The sequence below is a fragment of the Bacillus sp. 1735sda2 genome (assembly GCF_024159245.1).
Classification (GTDB): domain Bacteria; phylum Bacillota; class Bacilli; order Bacillales; family Bacillaceae; genus Bacillus; species Bacillus pumilus_O.
In genome coordinates this window covers 2,080,361-2,098,530 of sequence record NZ_JAMYWZ010000001.1, presented here as the reverse complement: position 1 = coordinate 2,098,530, position 18,170 = coordinate 2,080,361, and the positions used below count along the sequence as shown (strand labels likewise).

Annotated in this window: 16 protein-coding genes; 11 read left to right on the top strand and 5 right to left on the bottom strand. The window is 41.3% G+C overall.

The annotated features are described in order from the left end of the window. Nucleotides 1-42 precede the first annotated feature (42 nt). From rarD to bshB2, 4 genes are all read left to right on the top strand, one after another. Nucleotides 43-948 (top strand): EamA family transporter RarD, encoded by a 906-nt coding sequence (gene rarD / locus NKR21_RS10715; protein ID WP_144457528.1) that lies wholly within the window; start codon nucleotides 43-45, stop codon nucleotides 946-948. Between the two features lie 78 nt (nucleotides 949-1,026). Then, entirely contained in the window at nucleotides 1,027-1,308 is a 282-nt protein-coding gene (locus NKR21_RS10710; protein WP_012010263.1) for a hypothetical protein, read from the top strand. Next, the gene (locus NKR21_RS10705) at nucleotides 1,305-1,655 is read left to right on the top strand and encodes a YojF family protein (protein ID WP_144457526.1); all 351 of its coding nucleotides are present in this window, start codon (nucleotides 1,305-1,307) and stop codon (nucleotides 1,653-1,655) included. Before NKR21_RS10710 ends, NKR21_RS10705 begins: the two co-directional genes overlap by 4 nt. 18 nt (nucleotides 1,656-1,673) lie before the next feature. Beyond that, nucleotides 1,674-2,339, top strand: coding sequence for a bacillithiol biosynthesis deacetylase BshB2 (gene bshB2 / locus NKR21_RS10700; RefSeq protein ID WP_144457524.1), 666 nt, complete (start codon nucleotides 1,674-1,676; stop codon nucleotides 2,337-2,339). A 44-nt stretch (nucleotides 2,340-2,383) separates the two neighbouring features. Here bshB2 and NKR21_RS10695 read toward each other — a convergent pair whose 3' ends face one another. Both NKR21_RS10695 and NKR21_RS21190 read right to left on the bottom strand, forming a co-directional pair. Continuing rightward, nucleotides 2,384-3,745: an MATE family efflux transporter gene (locus NKR21_RS10695; protein WP_144457522.1), complete on the bottom strand. Its 1,362-nt coding sequence runs from the start codon at nucleotides 3,743-3,745 to the stop codon at nucleotides 2,384-2,386. 58 nt (nucleotides 3,746-3,803) lie between these two features. Next, the gene (locus tag NKR21_RS21190) at nucleotides 3,804-3,929 is read right to left on the bottom strand and encodes a hypothetical protein (protein ID WP_260851547.1); all 126 of its coding nucleotides are present in this window, start codon (nucleotides 3,927-3,929) and stop codon (nucleotides 3,804-3,806) included. A gap of 79 nt (nucleotides 3,930-4,008) precedes the next feature. Here NKR21_RS21190 and cdaS point away from each other — a divergent pair, with 79 nt between their 5' ends. The 7 genes from cdaS (at nucleotide 4,009) to odhB (ending at nucleotide 14,248) form a co-directional block, all read left to right on the top strand. Further along, nucleotides 4,009-4,635, top strand: a complete 627-nt coding sequence (gene cdaS / locus NKR21_RS10690) for a sporulation-specific diadenylate cyclase CdaS (RefSeq protein WP_088003473.1) — start codon at nucleotides 4,009-4,011, stop codon at nucleotides 4,633-4,635. 406 nt (nucleotides 4,636-5,041) lie between these two features. Beyond that, nucleotides 5,042-6,367 (top strand): C40 family peptidase, encoded by a 1,326-nt coding sequence (locus NKR21_RS10685; RefSeq protein ID WP_140404314.1) that lies wholly within the window; start codon nucleotides 5,042-5,044, stop codon nucleotides 6,365-6,367. 75 nt (nucleotides 6,368-6,442) lie between these two features. Continuing rightward, a complete protein-coding gene (locus NKR21_RS10680) occupies nucleotides 6,443-7,021 on the top strand; it encodes a superoxide dismutase family protein (protein ID WP_041815635.1) in 579 nt (192 codons plus the stop codon). 89 nt (nucleotides 7,022-7,110) lie between these two features. Further along, nucleotides 7,111-7,989 carry an ATP-binding protein gene (locus NKR21_RS10675; RefSeq protein WP_003215912.1) on the top strand — a complete coding sequence of 293 codons (879 nt, stop codon included), beginning with the start codon at nucleotides 7,111-7,113 and terminating at the stop codon, nucleotides 7,987-7,989. Between the two features lie 11 nt (nucleotides 7,990-8,000). Beyond that, entirely contained in the window at nucleotides 8,001-9,917 is a 1,917-nt protein-coding gene (locus tag NKR21_RS10670; RefSeq protein WP_012010257.1) for a vWA domain-containing protein, read from the top strand. Nucleotides 9,918-10,142: 225 nt separating this feature from the next. Then, complete coding sequence (sucA, locus tag NKR21_RS10665) at nucleotides 10,143-12,977, top strand: 2-oxoglutarate dehydrogenase E1 component (protein ID WP_012010256.1); 2,835 nt, start codon at nucleotides 10,143-10,145, stop codon at nucleotides 12,975-12,977. A 14-nt stretch (nucleotides 12,978-12,991) separates the two neighbouring features. Further along, on the top strand, nucleotides 12,992-14,248 hold the full coding sequence (odhB, locus tag NKR21_RS10660) for a 2-oxoglutarate dehydrogenase complex dihydrolipoyllysine-residue succinyltransferase (protein ID WP_012010255.1): 1,257 nt from the start codon (nucleotides 12,992-12,994) through the stop codon (nucleotides 14,246-14,248). Nucleotides 14,249-14,282: 34 nt separating this feature from the next. Here odhB and NKR21_RS10655 read toward each other — a convergent pair whose 3' ends face one another. From NKR21_RS10655 to NKR21_RS10645, 3 genes are all read right to left on the bottom strand, one after another. Then, nucleotides 14,283-15,233 carry a bile acid:sodium symporter family protein gene (locus NKR21_RS10655; protein ID WP_119125002.1) on the bottom strand — a complete coding sequence of 317 codons (951 nt, stop codon included), beginning with the start codon at nucleotides 15,231-15,233 and terminating at the stop codon, nucleotides 14,283-14,285. Between the two features lie 150 nt (nucleotides 15,234-15,383). Beyond that, a complete protein-coding gene (locus tag NKR21_RS10650; RefSeq protein WP_119125001.1) occupies nucleotides 15,384-16,205 on the bottom strand; it encodes a superoxide dismutase in 822 nt (273 codons plus the stop codon). Next, nucleotides 16,198-18,072, bottom strand: a complete 1,875-nt coding sequence (locus NKR21_RS10645; RefSeq protein WP_144457520.1) for a terpene cyclase/mutase family protein — start codon at nucleotides 18,070-18,072, stop codon at nucleotides 16,198-16,200. Before NKR21_RS10645 ends, NKR21_RS10650 begins: the two co-directional genes overlap by 8 nt. Nucleotides 18,073-18,170: the final 98 nt, after the last annotated feature.

Here is an 18,170-nt window from a genome sequence, read left to right as displayed (position 1 = left end):
CACTTGAGTGCGTGCTATAATATACGATAAGGAATGGTTAGATTGAACGAACAACAGCAATCAAAAGGTGTTCTCTATACGGCAGCATCTTTTACATTATGGGGGTTATTCCCGTTATATTGGAAACTGATGGAACATATTTCGTCAGGCGAAATTTTAGCGCACAGAATTTTATGGTCATTTGTTTTTATGTGCGGTATTCTTCTGTATTTAAAACAAGTCCGGCCAGCCATGCAGACAGTGAAGGGTCTCATGCTCGATGGTAAAGCACTTTTTTCATTACTACTATCTGCTATTTTAATATCGGTTAACTGGTATGTGTACATTTGGGCAGTCAACCATCATCTTATGCTAGAAGCTAGTTTAGGGTATTATATTAATCCGCTTGTCTCTGTTTTACTAGGGATCATTTTCTTGAAAGAGCGGCTCAATAAATTACAAACCATTGCGATTTTAATTGCCGCAGCAGGGGTGATTCTTTCTACGATTCAGTACGGTTCATTTCCTGTCGTTGCCATATTACTTGCCTTTAGCTTTGGTTTTTATGGATTGATTAAAAAAAGAATGAGCTTTACGAGTGCCATTGGTTTGACCATTGAAACGCTGCTTCTCGCACCGGCAGCTCTTGTTTATTTATTGTTCTTCTTAAAAGAACCTGTTGTGACAATGAATCCTAACAGCTTCGGATCGCTTGGTCTGTTATTCTTCGCAGGGGTCTTTACTGCGGTACCGCTTCTTTTATTCTCTGAAGGGGCAAAACGAATTCCTCTTTATCAAGTGGGTATTTTGCAATACATTGCACCAACGATTACGCTGTTTTTGGGGTTGTTTGTGTATCACGAGCATTTATCTTCAGCTAAAATTGTGACGTTTCTTTGTATCTGGGTGGCGATTTTATTGTTTACGACCTCTCAATTACGCATGAAAAAAACAGTGAATTCTCATTAAGCTCGACGAGCAGTTTGCTTTTTTTTGAAGGCGGATCATGTCATAATAAGTTGTTACTAAAACTGTAGAGGTGATTACATGTCATCAGCCAATGAGCTTACAGCTGCTTATCAATCTTTATGGAAAAATCGTCAGCTTGATGTCGATAATATGACTTCTTTACTCGAGGCAATTTGTGATGATTTAAGCGATGCGCGCACTCATCCGAGGGCGAGGAAATCATTCCATCAAAAATATGTACTTGCTGTAGAGAGAATATTAGAAAGTGGGCTTGGGCATGATCATCAACTGCAGCTGATCAGTTTACATACAAAAAAGCTGCGCGAATTAATTCAAAATGAAGGAAGGAACCACTCATGAAACCAATTCAAACGGAAGATGTCACAACACATCTTGAATCGTTTTTAAATCGCCCAGTCTTCGTTCATCTTGAAACGACGACTGGTTCTTATTCAGCTCATGTAAATGAACAAAATATGACGGTCGTTGCCTATATCCGCAATTCGAAAGTCGTCTATTCACAGGCAAAAATAAAAGGACAAGGTCCGTACCGTGTTGGAATGAAAACAGAAGATGGCTGGATTTACGCAGAAGGCTTAACCGATTATGAATTTGATGACCAAGGCCGCTTGCTGTTAGCAGGGCACTTGCCAGACGGGAAGCTAGCGATCTCATTACAAATTAGTGAAACACCATTTCAGGTGTAGAAGAGAGGGTGACGAGTCATGAATGAACATGTACTAGTGATGTTGCCTCACCCAGATGATGAATCGTTTGGGGTTGCAGGTCTCATTGCACAAAGCAGAAAACGCGGCATCCCAGTCACGTATGCATGCGGGACACTTGGGGAAATGGGTAGAAATATGGGCAGCCCAACATATGCCAATCGGGAAACACTTCCTGAGTTAAGAAAACAGGAATTAATCAATGCCTGCAAAGAAATGGATATCACAGACTTACGTATGCTTGGTCTTCGTGATAAAACGTTGGAATTTGAGGACGACGAGTATTTAGCTGATGTGATGGAAACCATCATTGATGAAGTCAAACCTTCACTGATTGTCACGTTTTATCCTGGACATGGTGTACACCCTGATCATGATGCGACAGGGGAAGCAGTAATCCGCGCTCTTTACCGTAAGAAAAAAGAAGATCGTCCTGTCACATACTGCATGGCGATTACGAAAAATAGAGAAGAAGTGCTCGGAAATGCAGATATTACGATCGACATTACAGATGTAGCAGATATCAAATTAAATGCTTTAAGAGCACATAGAACGCAAACAGAAGGCATGCTGAGAGAGCTTGAACAAAAGCTAAAAAACAAAGAACCTGTTGTCCAAAAATGGTTCGATGAAGAAATCTTCTGGACATACCAATGGAATGACTAAATAAAAAGCAGCTGACATCGATCAGCTGCTTTTTTGTGGCGTATTTAGTGACTGGGCGCTTGCTGAAGCAAACGTTTTTCCATCAATCTGAGACGGATAAAGAGGACAACAGCACCTGCTGCAAGTCCTGCAATGAGACCAATCCAATACCCGAATGCCCCATACGAGGTATAGGTGCCAATCAGATAGCCGGAAGGAAGACCGATCACCCAGTATGAAACAAATGCGGCAATGAGCGTATAGTTCACATCTTTATAGCCGCGTAGCGCCCCTTGAATAGGTGCAGCAATGGCATCTGACAGCTGGAAAAAGATCGCATAAATCAAGAAGTGCTGTGTCAGCTGTAAAACAGCCGATTCAGCTGTGTATAAACCAGCAATTTCTGGTCTAAATAATAAAATGAGTGCTGCCGTAAACAAGGAGAATAATACCGCCGTTCCAATTCCGATATAGCTATAGCTTTGCGCATCTTTATAGCGCTTGGCACCGGCTTCAAACCCAACGACAATCGTTAAAGCCATTGATATACTAAGCGGTAAAATATATAAGATAGAAGCAAAGTTCATCGCGGCCTGGTGACTTGCAATCGTCACAGTATCAAAGTGCCCCATTAATAACGTAACAGCAGCAAAGATACTCGTTTCAAAAAAGATCGCAAACCCAATAGGAAGACCAATTTTCAGTATTTGCCCCATACGGGAGATATTGATTCGAGGCAGTTTTTGAAACAAATGAAATGAGGCAAAGGGTTCTGCTTTCATGACAATACAAATGCTCATGATAAAAATTGCCCAATACGTCATCGCAGAAGCAAGACCAGCTCCCGCACCGCCAAGCTTTGGAAAGCCAAAATTCCCAAAAATAAATACATAGTTTAACACAAAGTTAATCGGAAGTGCTGTTAACGTGATAAACATCGTTACACGTGTTTTTCCTAGTGCATCAATAAATGACCTAAGCACTGAATAACCAAACAGCGGGATAATACCAAAAGCAAGAAAACTTAAGAAATGGCGGGCAATATCCTCTACGGATTGTTCCAGTCCAAGTCCCCCTAATACGTAAGGGATGCCAATTGTTCCAATCGTAATCACACAGATACTTAAAAGAAACGATAAATAAATCGCCTGAAAGACAGCCTTTGGAACATCTTTTTTATGCCCCGCGCCCATCAGTTGCGCGACAATTGGCGTAACGGCCATTAATATACCTGCAAGTCCTGTATAAACGGGTGTCCAAATACTTGAACCGATCGCAACACCCGCAAGGTCTTCTGCACTCACTTTTCCAGACATGACGGTGTCTAAAAACGTAATAAGCGAAAGACCCGCTTGAGTGATTAAAATCGGAATCAACATAGTTAAAAATAGTCTCACCTTAGCTCGAATGCTATTTGTTTCTCTCATCATAAGTTCCTCTCTGAACAGAAATAACGAGAGGATTATATCATGCTATGTAAAAAAATCAATTCTCCGTCGGATTATTTTTCTTTGATGGCTTCGTTTTTTTAAACATTTGGGCATAAATAAAGGAAAGACTCACAACACCTAAAATGCTGCAAGCATATTGAATCACTTTCTGAACGGTCATTATTAAGTCACCTCCCTAACAATAGAATGCGCATCATTTGTTATTTTATGACAACGAAAAGGAGGAGGGAAAAGATCAAATGATCAATCGTACAAATGAAGAAGCACAATTTAAAGTGGGTATGAGAACACACTTGATGAAAATTATGAAAGATGCAAGTGACATTATCGATTCTCTTGATGAAATTGAGCAATGTCTACTTTGTGATCTCGAGTCATTACATGATGAGTTTAATGAAATGCATGCAGAGGCTTCCTCGTTTTATTTGCAATCGTATATGGAAGAATACACACCCGGATTTGCTCAATTTTCGTTAGCCATTGAAAACTTATCAAAACAAAAACACGGGGCATTGATTGTGATTCAAAGGCGGGATGAGGTTGAGGATTTTATTCAAAGAGGGACAAATCTTCATGCGAAAATAAGTGCATCATTAATTGAAAGCATTTTCTACCCAGGAAATCCACTTCATGATGGTGCGCTTTTAGTCAAAGAAAATACGCTCGTATCTGCGGCAAATGTGCTGCCGCTTACTTCAAAAAAAGTCAGTCCTTCTCTCGGGACAAGACACAGAGCTGCGATTGGACTCTCTGGCATGACCGATGCACTTGTTCTCGTCGTTTCAGAGGAAACAGGGAAAATGTCATTTGCGAAAGAAGGCGTCCTTTATCCGCTCACTGTAAAAGAGCCTGAAATCAAAAAATAAAAAATCACTTGTTGCATTCTTCATTCGGAAGGATGCTTTTTTTCATTCGAGGAGAAAAAACAGGCAATTAAGTAAAAAGTCATTTGATACAGAAAAATTTGTCATGTAGAATAGAACTATGAAACTAGCAACGTGCTTGTTTTGACAAATTTCTAAACGTCAACTTAAAAATTCCTTAAAAAATGTTTATAAATACAGTAAACTGTCGATACAAACGATATGGCTTTGTTTTAGCATTTTGAGTTGACTGCTTTAGCCTATTTGTTATTGCCCAACGTCTACATGTCGAGTAATATAATAGAAATAAAGATAAAATAGTGCAAGAGAAGCAGGATCATTAAATGCTAAACTTAAAACTAGTACATATGTATTATTGAATGAAATCATGAAAGGCGGAGATTCATCTATGAAGAAAAAAGTAGTAACCGGCCTCACAGTTTCAGCGATCGCTGGCTCAGCTGTGTTTGCTGCACCGGCAGAAGCACAGACGATCAAGGTGAAAAGCGGTGACTCACTTTGGAAGATTGCCGAACAGTACAATACAAGTATTTCGGAGCTTCAATCTCTTAATCAACTAAAAACGACGATGATTTTTGCAGGACAGAGCTTGAAAATTCCTGGCGCAAAAAGCACAAAATCCAGTTCGTCAACTGGTTCAAAAGCAACGAAATCAAATGCTTCAACGACATCAAGCTACACTGTAAAGCTTGGAGATTCTTTATGGCTCATTGCAAACAATCATAAAATGTCAGTCGCAAGCTTAAAAAGTCTCAACAGCTTAAACAGTGACTTAATTCGTCCTGGACAAAAGCTAAAAGTATCTGGAAGCACAAAGACAAGCGGGAGTCAGTCATCAAACTCCTCTTCAAATTCCAGCTCAAACAATAAGACAACGAACTCAAATAGTTCATCTTCATCAAGTACATACAAGGTCAAATTAGGGGATTCTCTCTGGAAAATTGCCAATTCGCTCAATATGTCGATTGGTGAAATTAAAACATTGAATGGGATCAAATCTGATACGATTTATCCGAATCAAGTCTTAAAAGTAAAAGGGACGGCTACATCAAAACCAAGTCAGCCTAAAGCACCTGCAAAACCAAGCAATCCACCTTCAAACGGTAACCAGTCTTCAAGCGGGAAAGCGACATCTTATACTGTAAAATCAGGTGATTCTTTATGGAAGATTGCGAATCAATTTAAAGTGCAAGTTCAATCCATCCGTACAGCTAACAGCTTAAAAAGCGATGTGCTTAGAATTGGACAAGTTCTCAAAATTAATGGTGCAGCTTCAGGCTCAACTGGGTCAAATGGTTCGACGTCTAACGGCTCGACAACTCCAGTCAACAATGACAAAAACAATGTGCCAATGAATGCAAAAATCACGACGATGATTCAAGAAGGGAAAAAGCTGACAGGCATCCCTTACAGATGGGGCGGCAATACACCATCTGGATTTGACTGTAGCGGCTTTGTTTACTATCTCATTAACAAGGTTTCATCTGTCTCGAGATTAAGCACAGCAGGCTATTGGAGTATGATGACACCTGTGAGCACACCTCAAGTTGGCGATTTTGTTTATTTCACAACGTACAAAGCGGGTCCATCTCATATGGGACTATACCTTGGCGGAGGAGATTTCCTTCATGCAAGTGACAGCGGTGTGGGGATCTCGAACTTGAGCAATCCATACTGGAAAAAAGCCTATTTAGGTGCAAAACGTTTCTTCTAAAAAAGCCGATTTTCGGCTTTTTTTGTTTGCCTATTGATCAGGTTGTCCATACTGATATCAAAAGGGGGCAATCATATGAAAAAGTCAGTGTGGTTGATCATGATGTGTCTGGTTTTTGTCACAACAGCATGTCATGCACCGCCGAAAAAAGAAACGACAGAAGAAACCATTGAAGTTGCAGCACCTAAACAAGCACCGGTTACCACGCCACTCATTAATGAAAGCGGGCAAAAAATAGGAAGTATCGAAGTAAGAGACTCCTCAGAAAATGGGCTGGATTTACATGTGAAAGCAAAAAATCTGCCGCCAGGTCCTCATGGCTTCCATATTCACGAAACAGGAAGATGTGAAACGCCAGATTTTGAAACGGCAGGGGCTCACTTTAATCCCACACACCGGGAGCATGGCTTTGATAACCCAAAGGGCCACCATGCTGGAGATATGCCTAATTTAGAGGTTGGGGCAGATGGACAAATTGACGTTGTCGTGAATGTACCAGATGTGACGTTAAAGGGAGGAATGAACCAATTAATCGATCAAAATGGGCGCAGCTTTATCATTCATGCAGAAGCAGATGATTACTTAAGCAACCCTTCTGGAAACTCAGGGAAACGCATCGCCTGCGGAGCAATCACAAAAGAAATGGTAAAATAACAGATGTCTAGCCTTTATGTATTGAGTGCATAAAGGTTTTTTTAGTATACTTGGTGAGGAAAATGATCGAAGAGAGGAATTAATCATACATGTTTAACGAACAATCACTCCCAGAAGAAATTCAAGCAATGATTGAAGCAAAAGCAAAAGGACTAGAAGAAGAATTCCGTCCGCTTATTGGAACAGGCGGCTATGAATCACAGGACACGTCTATCATACAAGATGCGATGATTGCACTGGCACTTGGCAAAAATGTTCTTTTAAAAGGGCCGACCGGTTCAGGTAAAACAAAACTAGCAGAAACTTTATCTGCTTTCTTTCAGCAGCCGATGCACAGTGTGAACTGCTCAGTTGATCTTGATGCAGAAAGCCTGATTGGCTATAAAACCATTCACAATGATGGTCAAGTTGCTTCTATTGAATTTATAGAAGGACCTGTAACAAAAGCAATGAAAAAAGGCCATCTTTTATATATTGATGAAATCAACATGGCGAAGCCCGAAACCTTGCCTATTTTAAACGGTGTACTCGACTACAGAAAAATGATGACCAATCCATTTACAGGCGAGGTCGTTCGAGCAGATGAAGGCTTTGGCGTAATTGCGGCCATCAATGAAGGCTATGTCGGCACAGTCCCACTAAATGAAGCGTTAAAAAACCGTTTTGTTGTCATTGACGTTCCATATATCGGCGGTGGCATCTTAAAGGATGTACTGCAATCTCAATCTGTATTAAAGGATGAACGCTTGATTGATCAATTCGTGCAGCTCTCATCAGACCTCATTACACAGGCGCACAACGGGCAGGTAAGTGAAGAAGCAGCATCCATTCGCGCACTGCTAGACACATGTGATCTTGCGCAATACATCCCGCCGCTTCGGGCAGTTGAACGAGGGATTGTGGAAAAGCTAGAAGATGACCGGGAAAAAGCAGCGGTAAGAAATATTGCCCAAACATTATTCGAGTGAGGTTCTGAGCTTTGAAATTCATCAAATTTAATGACAGCAGAATCGATTCATTTTTATTTATGGAATTAACGGATTTAGCCAAAACGTTAGCGAAAAGTGATGATGTCGAGCTTGAATATGGCGTGCAGTCCTACTATGATCCTTTTGAAAAGAAAATTTTCATCAGTCATTTTTGGGATGACCGTAAACAAGAAGACATGACAGCTGGGCTGAAAAGTGATGTATTCCTCCGAGCAGTAGGTACCGTTTATAGTGATCTGAGTGTCTTTCAAGAAATCATTCGCTATGCTCACACAATATCCATTCCAGATTTGTGTAAACAGTTATTTATGCTCTTTGAAGATATCCGGATTGAAGAGCGGATTAAACGTGAACGTCCAGGAACAAAAAAGGTATTTAAACGAAGAAGAGAACTGTACCGGCGTCATTTTAAGACGCAATTAACGATTAACCAAGAGCGGAGCATTTTAACAGATGCACTTTATTGTGCAATGTATGTGAAGCTGACAGCAGATTCGCCGCTGGAAGAAATTCCGCCTCTTCACGAGCAAATCAACCCAATGATTCCGTTTATTGAATCAAGTCTCGAGCGTGTTTATGAAGCGCATTCAACCGGAGATATCGCAGTCATTGTCAAAGAATTAATGGAAGGTTTTGATGAGCTTCTTGATAAAGATATGCTGAATACGTACTTTTTCTTCCCCGAATTGGATTATGAAAAAGCGGCAAAAGAACCGCTATTTCATGACTTGAAAAGGAAACCTAAATTAAGTGAGGACATCAAAGTCGACCGGGAAAAAGAGGGTGATGAAGACATCCACGAAGAGTATATGGAAGTGTGGCACCGGGAAACAGAGGCCCCATCAAAAAGCTTCCTTCAATTTGATTTAGAGCACGGCGGGAAAAGTGATCTCGGGAAGGATGCAGCAAGAGAAGGCGATGACGGAGATCAAGCACTTGGCACTGTCCAAGGCTCTGCCAAGCAGACTCATCGAAAAGATTATTCAAAGCTTGAGGCGCTGGAAGAGGCTGAAGGCGAAGAAAGCGGGGCGGATGCTCATGAGAATGGAAAAGAGAACAAATATGCATTTCCAGTCATGATTTCACCAGAACCTCCCGCGCCAGAGCAAATCGACGTATACAAACAGCATGCCAAGGAGATTGAGCCTTATCAGAAACGGCTAAAACAGATGATTCAAAAAACGCTCGAACATAAAAAAACATGGCCAAAAACGGATCTTCATGCAGGACGACTGAGTAAAAAGCTCATTCGTTATTTTACAGAGTCAAATCCGCGTCTCTTCTATAAAAAACAGGCACCTTCTACGGAGATTGATGCTGTGTTCACTTTATTAGTGGATTGTTCTGCCAGCATGTTTGACAAGATGGACGAGACGAAAAAAGGCATTGTTTTATTTCATGAAGCCTTAAAGTCCGTTCAAGTCCCACATCAAATTGTGGGGTTTTGGGAAGATACAAACGATGCATCAGAAACAAGTCAGCCGAACTATTTTAACACAGTCGTGTCGTTCAAAGATTCTTTATTTGATGCAGGCCCTTCCATCATGTCTCTTGAACCGGAAGAGGATAATCGGGATGGCTATGCGATTCGCCAAATGACAAAAATGATATTAAAAAGAAGAGAAGAGCAAAAGTTTCTCATTGTATTTTCTGATGGAGAACCGGCTGCATTCAGCTACGAACAAAATGGGATCGTCGATACACATGAAGCAGTTCTTGAGGCGAGGAAAAAAGGCATTGAGGTCATCAATGTGTTTTTATCCAATTCACCGATCGAAGAAGCGCAGATGAAAACGATTCAAGATATGTATGGCAAGTTCAGCATTTTTGTACCAGATGTCGATACATTGCCAGATGTTTTATATCCGTTACTGAAGAAATTACTGCATAAAAGCATTGGGGCATAAGGTTTTGCCCCTTTCCCTCAAAATATTTTTCGGAATGATTTAAATTTTTTGTTTTTCTGTGAATTTTTTATCTTTAATTGAACAAAGAATGTAGAAAGTAATCCGAAACAGTGGTAGAATATTATTGGAAGCGTTTTATTACATAAATTTGGTCATTGTGTTCTGGAAGTTATATCGAGATAGTGTTCAATCACTTGATGATCAAAGTTGGGGGTAGTGTTCAAAATGTTTCAAAATGATGTGAAACAACCGTTGAGTTGGGAAGAATTTCATGGTCCGAACCTCGGCTATGTGCTCGAGCTCTACGATCAGTATGTCCAGGATCCTACTAGTGTTGATGAAGATCTAAGAGGCATATTTGATGAACTTGGTGCACCACCGAGTGAAATGAAGGAGGAAATTGGGAAAAAAGAAAATAGCGTAGTTACTTCTGAACAAATCCAAAAGATAGCATCAGTCGTTAAACTGGCAGAAGACATCAGAACGTATGGCCATTTAAATGCTTCCGTCAATCCTCTTCGCAAAGAAAAGGAATTACAAGAGCTGTTTCCTTTAAAGGAGTACGGCTTAACAGAAGAAGACGTCAAGAATATTCCAATATCTATTATTAGTCCTGACGCACCAAAACACATTTCAAACGGCATAGAAGCCATTAACCATTTGAGAAATACGTATAAGCGTACGATTTCATTTGAGTTTGATCACGTACATGATTTCGAAGAGCGGAACTGGCTCTCAAAATCAATCGAGTCTGGTGAATTATTTAAGAAAAAACCAGCCGATAAACTAGTTTCTGTATTCAAGAGATTAACAGAAGTTGAGCAGTTCGAACAGTTTCTTCATAAAACATTTGTTGGGCAAAAGCGCTTCTCGATAGAAGGTTTAGACGCACTTGTCCCAGTACTTGATGAAATTATTTCAGAGTCTGTTACACAAGGGACTTCAAATATTAACATTGGAATGGCACACAGAGGCCGTTTAAATGTATTAGCACATGTGTTAGGAAAGCCATATGAGATTATTTTCTCGGAATTCCAGCATGCGCCGAATAAAGAGCTCGTTCCATCAGAAGGCTCTATTGGCATCAGCTACGGATGGACTGGTGATGTAAAGTACCATCTAGGAGCGGATCGTCAAATTAAAGACGAAGATACAAAGAGTGCGAGAGTCACGCTTGCTAATAACCCAAGTCACCTAGAATTCATTGATCCAATCATTGAAGGTAGCACACGTGCCGCTCAGGAATTGCGTACTCAAAAGGGGTATCCAGCTCAAGACGTTGAAAAGGCATTAGCCATCTTAATTCATGGTGATGCAGCATTTCCTGGAGAAGGAATTGTGGCAGAAACATTAAATTTAAGTCAACTTGTAGGCTATCAAGTGGGTGGAACGATCCATATCATTGCAAACAATATGATCGGATTTACGACGGAAAGCAATGAATCTCGCTCAACGAAATATGCAAGTGACCTTGCAAAAGGGTTTGAGATTCCAATTGTTCACGTCAATGCAGATGATCCAGAAGCATGTTTAGCAGCTGTTCAATTAGCTGTGGAATACCGCAAACGCTTTAAGAAGGATTTCTTAATTGACTTGATCGGTTACCGCAGATATGGTCATAACGAAATGGATGAGCCTTCTACGACTCAGCCGATGCTATACGATGCCGTCAGAAAGCACAAAACGGTCAAGAATATCTTTGCAGATAAACTTGTCTCAGAAGGTCTTCTAACGAAAGAACAGCGTGAAGAAATCGAGCAGGCTGTAGCGACGAGAATAGAAGAAGCCTATCAAAAGGTGCCTTCAAAGAAAGAGCATACGATTCAAGAAATTGAACTGCCAGAACCAGTATCAAATGGCTTCCCAGCAGTGGATACATCGGTAGAATTTGATGTATTACGTAAGCTGAATGAAGAATTGATCAGCTGGCCGGACGATTTCCAAGTATTTGGTAAGCTTAAACGGATCCTTGAAAAACGGGCAAAAGTGTTTACAGATGACCGTAAAGTAGAATGGTCACTTGGAGAAGCACTTGCATTTGCATCTATATTAAAAGACGGTACGCCAATTCGAATGACCGGACAGGATTCAGAGCGCGGTACTTTTGCTCAAAGAAACCTTGTTCTTCACGACAGTCAAACTGGAAATGAATTTATTGCTCTTCATGAGCTAAGTGATGCAAACGCATCATTTACTGTTCATAATAGTCCACTGTCAGAGGGCTCAGTCATCGGGTTTGAATATGGTTATAATGTCTATTCTCCTGAAACGTTAGTCATTTGGGAGGCTCAATTTGGAGACTTCGCAAATGCGGCTCAAGTGTATTTCGATCAATTTATTTCGGCTGGACGTGCAAAATGGGGACAAAAATCAGGTCTAGTGATGCTCTTGCCTCATGGATATGAAGGACAAGGTCCTGAGCATTCAAGTGGAAGAACAGAGCGATTCCTGCAATCAGCTGCTGAGAATAACTGGACAGTGGCGAACCTCACAAGTGCAGCGCAATACTTCCACATTCTAAGAAGACAGGCGAAGATGCTGCTTCGCGAAGAGATTCGTCCGCTTGTCATCATGACACCGAAGAGTCTGCTTCGTAACCCGAACTCATTGTCTGAAGTCCAGGAATTAACGGATGGACAGTTCCAACCAGTTCTTGAACAACCAGGCCTTGTGCATGATCATGAAAAAGTATCGCGCCTTGTGCTATCTAGCGGGAAGGTATCCATTGATATTAGTGATCGTTTTACTCAAATGGAAGAGCCGAAAGATTGGCTTCACATTGCGAGAGTGGAACAACTATATCCATTCCCAGCCAAAGATATTAAAGCGATTTTATCAAAACTAACAAACTTAGAAGAAATCGTATGGACGCAAGAAGAGCCACAAAATATGGGGGCTTGGGGATACATTGAGCCATATTTACGTGAAATTGCGCCTGAAAAAGTAAAAGTACGTTACATCGGCCGAAGAAGACGTTCAAGTACGGCTGAGGGCGATCCAACTGTGCATAAAAAAGAACAAGAACGAATTGTATCTGATAGCTTGACTCGCAAAAACTAAGGGGGAAATGAAAAATGGCGGAAATTAAAGTACCTGAATTAGCGGAATCGATCTCGGAAGGAACGATAGCTCAATGGCTCAAGCAGCCGGGCGATTATGTGGAACAGGGAGAATACCTGTTAGAGCTTGAAACAGATAAAGTCAATGTCGAACTGACAGCCGAAGAATCTGGTGTACTCAAAGAAGTGCTGAAAGATTCTGGTGACACTGTACAAGTTGGAGAAGTCATCGGAACAATTGCAGCGGGTGAAGCTGGCGGAAGCGAGTCCGCAGCTCCAGCACCTGAGCAAGAGTCTGCACCAGCTCCGAAAGATGAACCGGCTGCTGCTCAAAAAGAAGAAGCAGTGAAAGAAGAGCCGAAATCTGGTAATGGCAGAACCATCGCTTCTCCTGCAGCTAGAAAACTAGCGAGAGAGAAGGGGCTAGACTTATCTGAAATTCCAACCGTAGATCCGCTGGGCAGGGTACGAAAGCAGGATGTTGCTTCTTATCAAAAGAATGAAGCACCTGCAAGTGCACCAAAAGCCGCGCCAAAAGCAAATGCTGCGGTGCAAAATGAACAAGCAGGAAAGCCAGTTGAACGTGAGAGAATGTCGCGCCGGAGACAAACGATTGCCAAACGTTTAGTTGAGGTTCAGCAAACGGCTGCAATGCTGACGACATTTAATGAAGTAGATATGACAGCTGTGATGGACTTAAGAAAGCGCCGTAAAGATGCCTTCCTTGAACAAAATGATGTAAAGCTTGGTTTCATGTCCTTCTTCACAAAAGCAGTTGTAGCAGCACTGAAGAAATATCCGCTGCTTAACGCAGAAATTCAAGGTGATGAGCTTGTCTTGAAGAAATTCTATGACATCGGCATCGCTGTTGCTGCTAACGAAGGACTTGTCGTACCGGTTGTCCGTGATGCAGACAGATTGTCGTTTGCAGGGATTGAAAAGGAAATTGGTCATCTTGCGAAAAAAGCACGAGATAACAAATTGTCTCTAAATGAGCTACAAGGTGGATCATTCACGATCACAAACGGCGGAACATTCGGTTCACTGCTTTCAACACCAATTTTAAACAGCCCTCAAGTTGGAATTTTAGGGATGCACAAAATTCAGCTTCGACCTGTGGCAATTGATGAAGAACGTTTTGAGAACCGTCCGATGATGTATTTAGCTCTTTCTTACGACCACCGGATTGTCGATGGAAAAGAAGCAGTTGGATTCCTTGTCACGATTAAAAACTTGCTTGAAGATCCAGAGCAGCTATTGCTTGAAGGATAATCTTCAATTTGAAAAGCTAGCACCTATTAAAGGGCTAGCTTTTTTTCTTTTCACTTTCAGCATTTCCTCTTTTTGACCAATATGTCGCAAGCCAGGAACCGGATAAATTATGCCACACACTAAAAATGGCACTTGGTACGGCTGCAAGTGGAGAGAAGTGTGCTGTTGCTAGAGCTGCACCAAGTCCAGAGTTTTGCATGCCTACTTCAATCGAGATGGCTCTTCGAGAAGGGATATCCATTTTGCACCACTTTGCAATAAGATAACCAAATAAAAGACCAAGTCCATTATGTAAGATCACAACGGCCAATATTAGCAGACCAGATTGAAGAATCTGCTCTTTATTTGCACTGACAACCGCTGCAATGATCATAACAATTCCGGCGACAGACACAAGCGGTAGTGCTTGAACCGCATAGGTTACTTGTTTTTTGAAAAATAATTTAACGATGACCCCTAAGACAATAGGAATGAGCACAACTTGTACAATTGATAAAAATAGTGCTTCTGGCGATACAGGTAACCAAGATTTTGCAAAAATTAAAATGAAAACAGGGGTTAAAAACGGCGCAAGTAATGTTGATATGGTAGTGACAGCTACAGATAAAGCTGTATTTCCTTTCGCCAAAAAAGTCATAACGTTCGATGCTGTACCGCCTGGGCAACAGCCTACGAGAACAACTCCTACTGCGATTTCGGACGGGAGTCTTAGTCCGTAAGCTAACAAAAAGGCGAGAAGCGGCATGAGTGTGTACTGCGTCAGTACCCCGATCAGAACATAAAGAGGTTTTCGAAACAGTTCTTTAAAATCTTCAGCAGATAAAGTAAGCCCCATCCCAAACATAATAATACCGAGTAAAAAAGGAATATAAGATCCAATTTTAGAGAATTCCGCAGGAAAGGCGAATCCAAGAAATGCAAAGACAATGACCCAAATCGCAAACGTCCTACCTGCAAACTGACTAATACTTAAAAGAATCTTCATATATTGCTTCATCTCTCTTTCTATACATATCTTTTTTATTTTAAATGAATTTTCTGAAAAAACAACCCATTCTTTATCAAGTTGTTTATAATTATATTATGTAAACCATAAATACTCCATATAAGCGGATGCCTACATGGAGTAGCGTTGTTAAAAAGGGGTCCATTTCACTTGCTGAGCTTGCTTAAGCCGTGCTTCTGGCTCATGCCAGTCAACGACATTCCACCAACGATCTACATAGGCCGCTTTTTCATTCAGATATTGCAGATAGTAGGCGTGTTCCCATACGTCAAGAGCGAGAAGAGGGATCACATCCCATTGTGATAAAAATTGGTGGCGTTCTGCTTGTAAAATCTCTAATCGCTGAGATCTGGGCGCCCAAACGAGAATCGCCCAGCCGACACCTTCTACTTGTTTAGCTGCAGCAGAAAATTGGGCTTTGAATGCATCATAGCTTTCAAACGATTGTTCAATCTGGCGAAGCATTTGCCCAGTGGGCTTTCGCTTCCCTGAAGGACTCATGGAAAACCAAAAAATGCAATGTAAATAGTGTCCCGCACCATTGAAGGCAAGCTCCCGTTCCCAATGCTTGATCATCTTAAAATCATTGGTTCTTCTCGCTCTTTTTAAGGCAAGCTCAGCTTGGTTCAGACCATCAACATATGATTGGTGATGCTTCTGGTGATGCAAATACATAATTTCTTTTGAAATAAACGGTTCTAGTGCATCATACCGGTAAGGGAGAGGGGGTAATTGATGACCGCCAACTGCTACATCTCGCATTGCATCTTGTGGAATTATATCCTCTGCAATACTTTCAGCCAATGTGTACCACTCTTCTTCACTGGAATGCTCATCATTCATGATGAACGATAAATGTTCTGCTTTTTGACGGATGTTGTCATCTTGAATTGCATCTTGAATGGAGCTAAGCCAATCTTTAAGCTGCATACGATATTCTTCCTTATTCATTTTTACGCCTCATTTCTTCTAAAAATGTGGAACAAGCCATCATTGGAAAAACAAATGGATAGCTATGATAGGTAATGTAAAATTGCTTTGGAAGACCAATGCCTACTGGATAGTGCAAAGCTTTACTCGAATGCTGATGTTGAATCAAAAACGAGATGGCTTTTAAAATCGATTTGTCATCTGGCTGCACGTATTGTAAAAGTGCCTCAGCAGCCCAAGCCGTTTGAACCACTGTTCCAAATGGAAGCGGGACATATCTTTTAACCTCTGAACTTTTACACGATTCTCCGAAGCTGCCATCTTCTAATTGAATGGTTTTTAAAAATCGACATGCTTTTTGAACAGCAGGATGCGATGAGGGGATGCCACTAGCCTTTAGTCCAGTTAACGCAGCCCAAGTACCATAAATATAGCAAACGCCCCATCTGCCGTACCATGATCCGTCCTTCTCTTGATGATCAAGCAGCCATTTCACACAATGATCTTTTTGCCTTTGCATGAGTGGTGACTTGTCGTTCTCTTCAGAAGCGATAAGGTGGAGCACACGACCTGTAATATCAGGAGTAGAAGGATCAATGGCCGCATCCTCAGCAGATTCGAGCGGGAGATGACGAAGCAAGAAGTGATCTTGATTTTTTTCAAAAGCTGAAAAGCCACCATCCCGGTTTTGCATGGAAAGAAGCCAATCAAATCCTCGTTTCCACTGAACAGGAGCATAAGTTTGAGGAATGGCTTTTAACACAATTTGCGTATCATCACAATCTGGGTTATTTGTGTTCAAATCTGAAAAACCAAAGCCTCCCGGAGCCGCATGCCGGTTATGGATTGCCCAATCTGCTTTCTTCATTTGCTGCCGGTTCAGTAAGTACGTAAAAGACTTTTTAATAACTGGATCATCTTGTGTTCTGCCCGCTCGCTGAGAAGCATAACTGACAAGCGCTGTATCCCAAACAGTAGATGTAGAATTCTCAGCGTATTTCTTCCCCCCACAGTCAGTGACTAGCTGTTTCATCCCTTTGACTGCTTTTAAAATGAGATGATGTCCCGGAGAGTATCCAAGACTCATGAGAGCATAGACCATAAAAATACTGGCACTTAAATAGCTGTACAGCGTGCCATCTTTTTCAAGACAGTCAAACATATATCGCTTCGCTGCCTCATACCCGAAAAAGTCGAACCTGCTGTCGAGTGCTGTATACGACCGCATGTACGCTAGAAAGTGGTGAGTGGAACGTTCTTCTCTTGCCATAAACCAGTCAAAAGGATTTTTAGACATGTTCGCATCAAGATGTGATAAGCTTGGAAACTGCTCATGGGAAGTATATCGTTTGTTAAGTGCAATCATCATTGGGACAAAATGAATTCTTGCATAGGCACTAAGATGATAGAAGTGAAGCGGGAAGTATGTAGGGATGAGTAAAAATGAAAGTGGGGCATAGAAGTATGGCCAAGGGTGCATTCCATTGACGGCAAGCATCCACTTTGTCATAAAATGAACGTCTTTTAATCCACCTTTTGATCGTATATATCGTGCTGCTTTTTCCATATGCGGCTCATCTTGTTGATACCTGCCTGACACAAGCATTCCGCAGTAGCCTTGCACAGTCGCGGTTACATGTCCCGCCTGATCATGATACAAAGAGAAAGAACCATCCTCATTTTGCTTTTCGCGAATTGCTTCTGCCAATTGATGAACCAAAGCCTGATCCGTATCGCCGACAGCCTTTAATAACATAATTAAAAAAGCATTTGTCATCATGGACCCTTCAAAGCAGAAGACAAAAGCGCCATCTTCTCGTTGTCTATGCTGCATTTGCATGTGCAGTTCATCCATATATACGTTTACTTTCGTTTTGAAATCTTGCATATTCTGCCATGCTCCTTTCCTTTATTACTATATTCAGGAGCCTGCCTGTCACATGCAATCACAAAAAAGCCGATGACTTGGTCACCGGCTTAATAGGC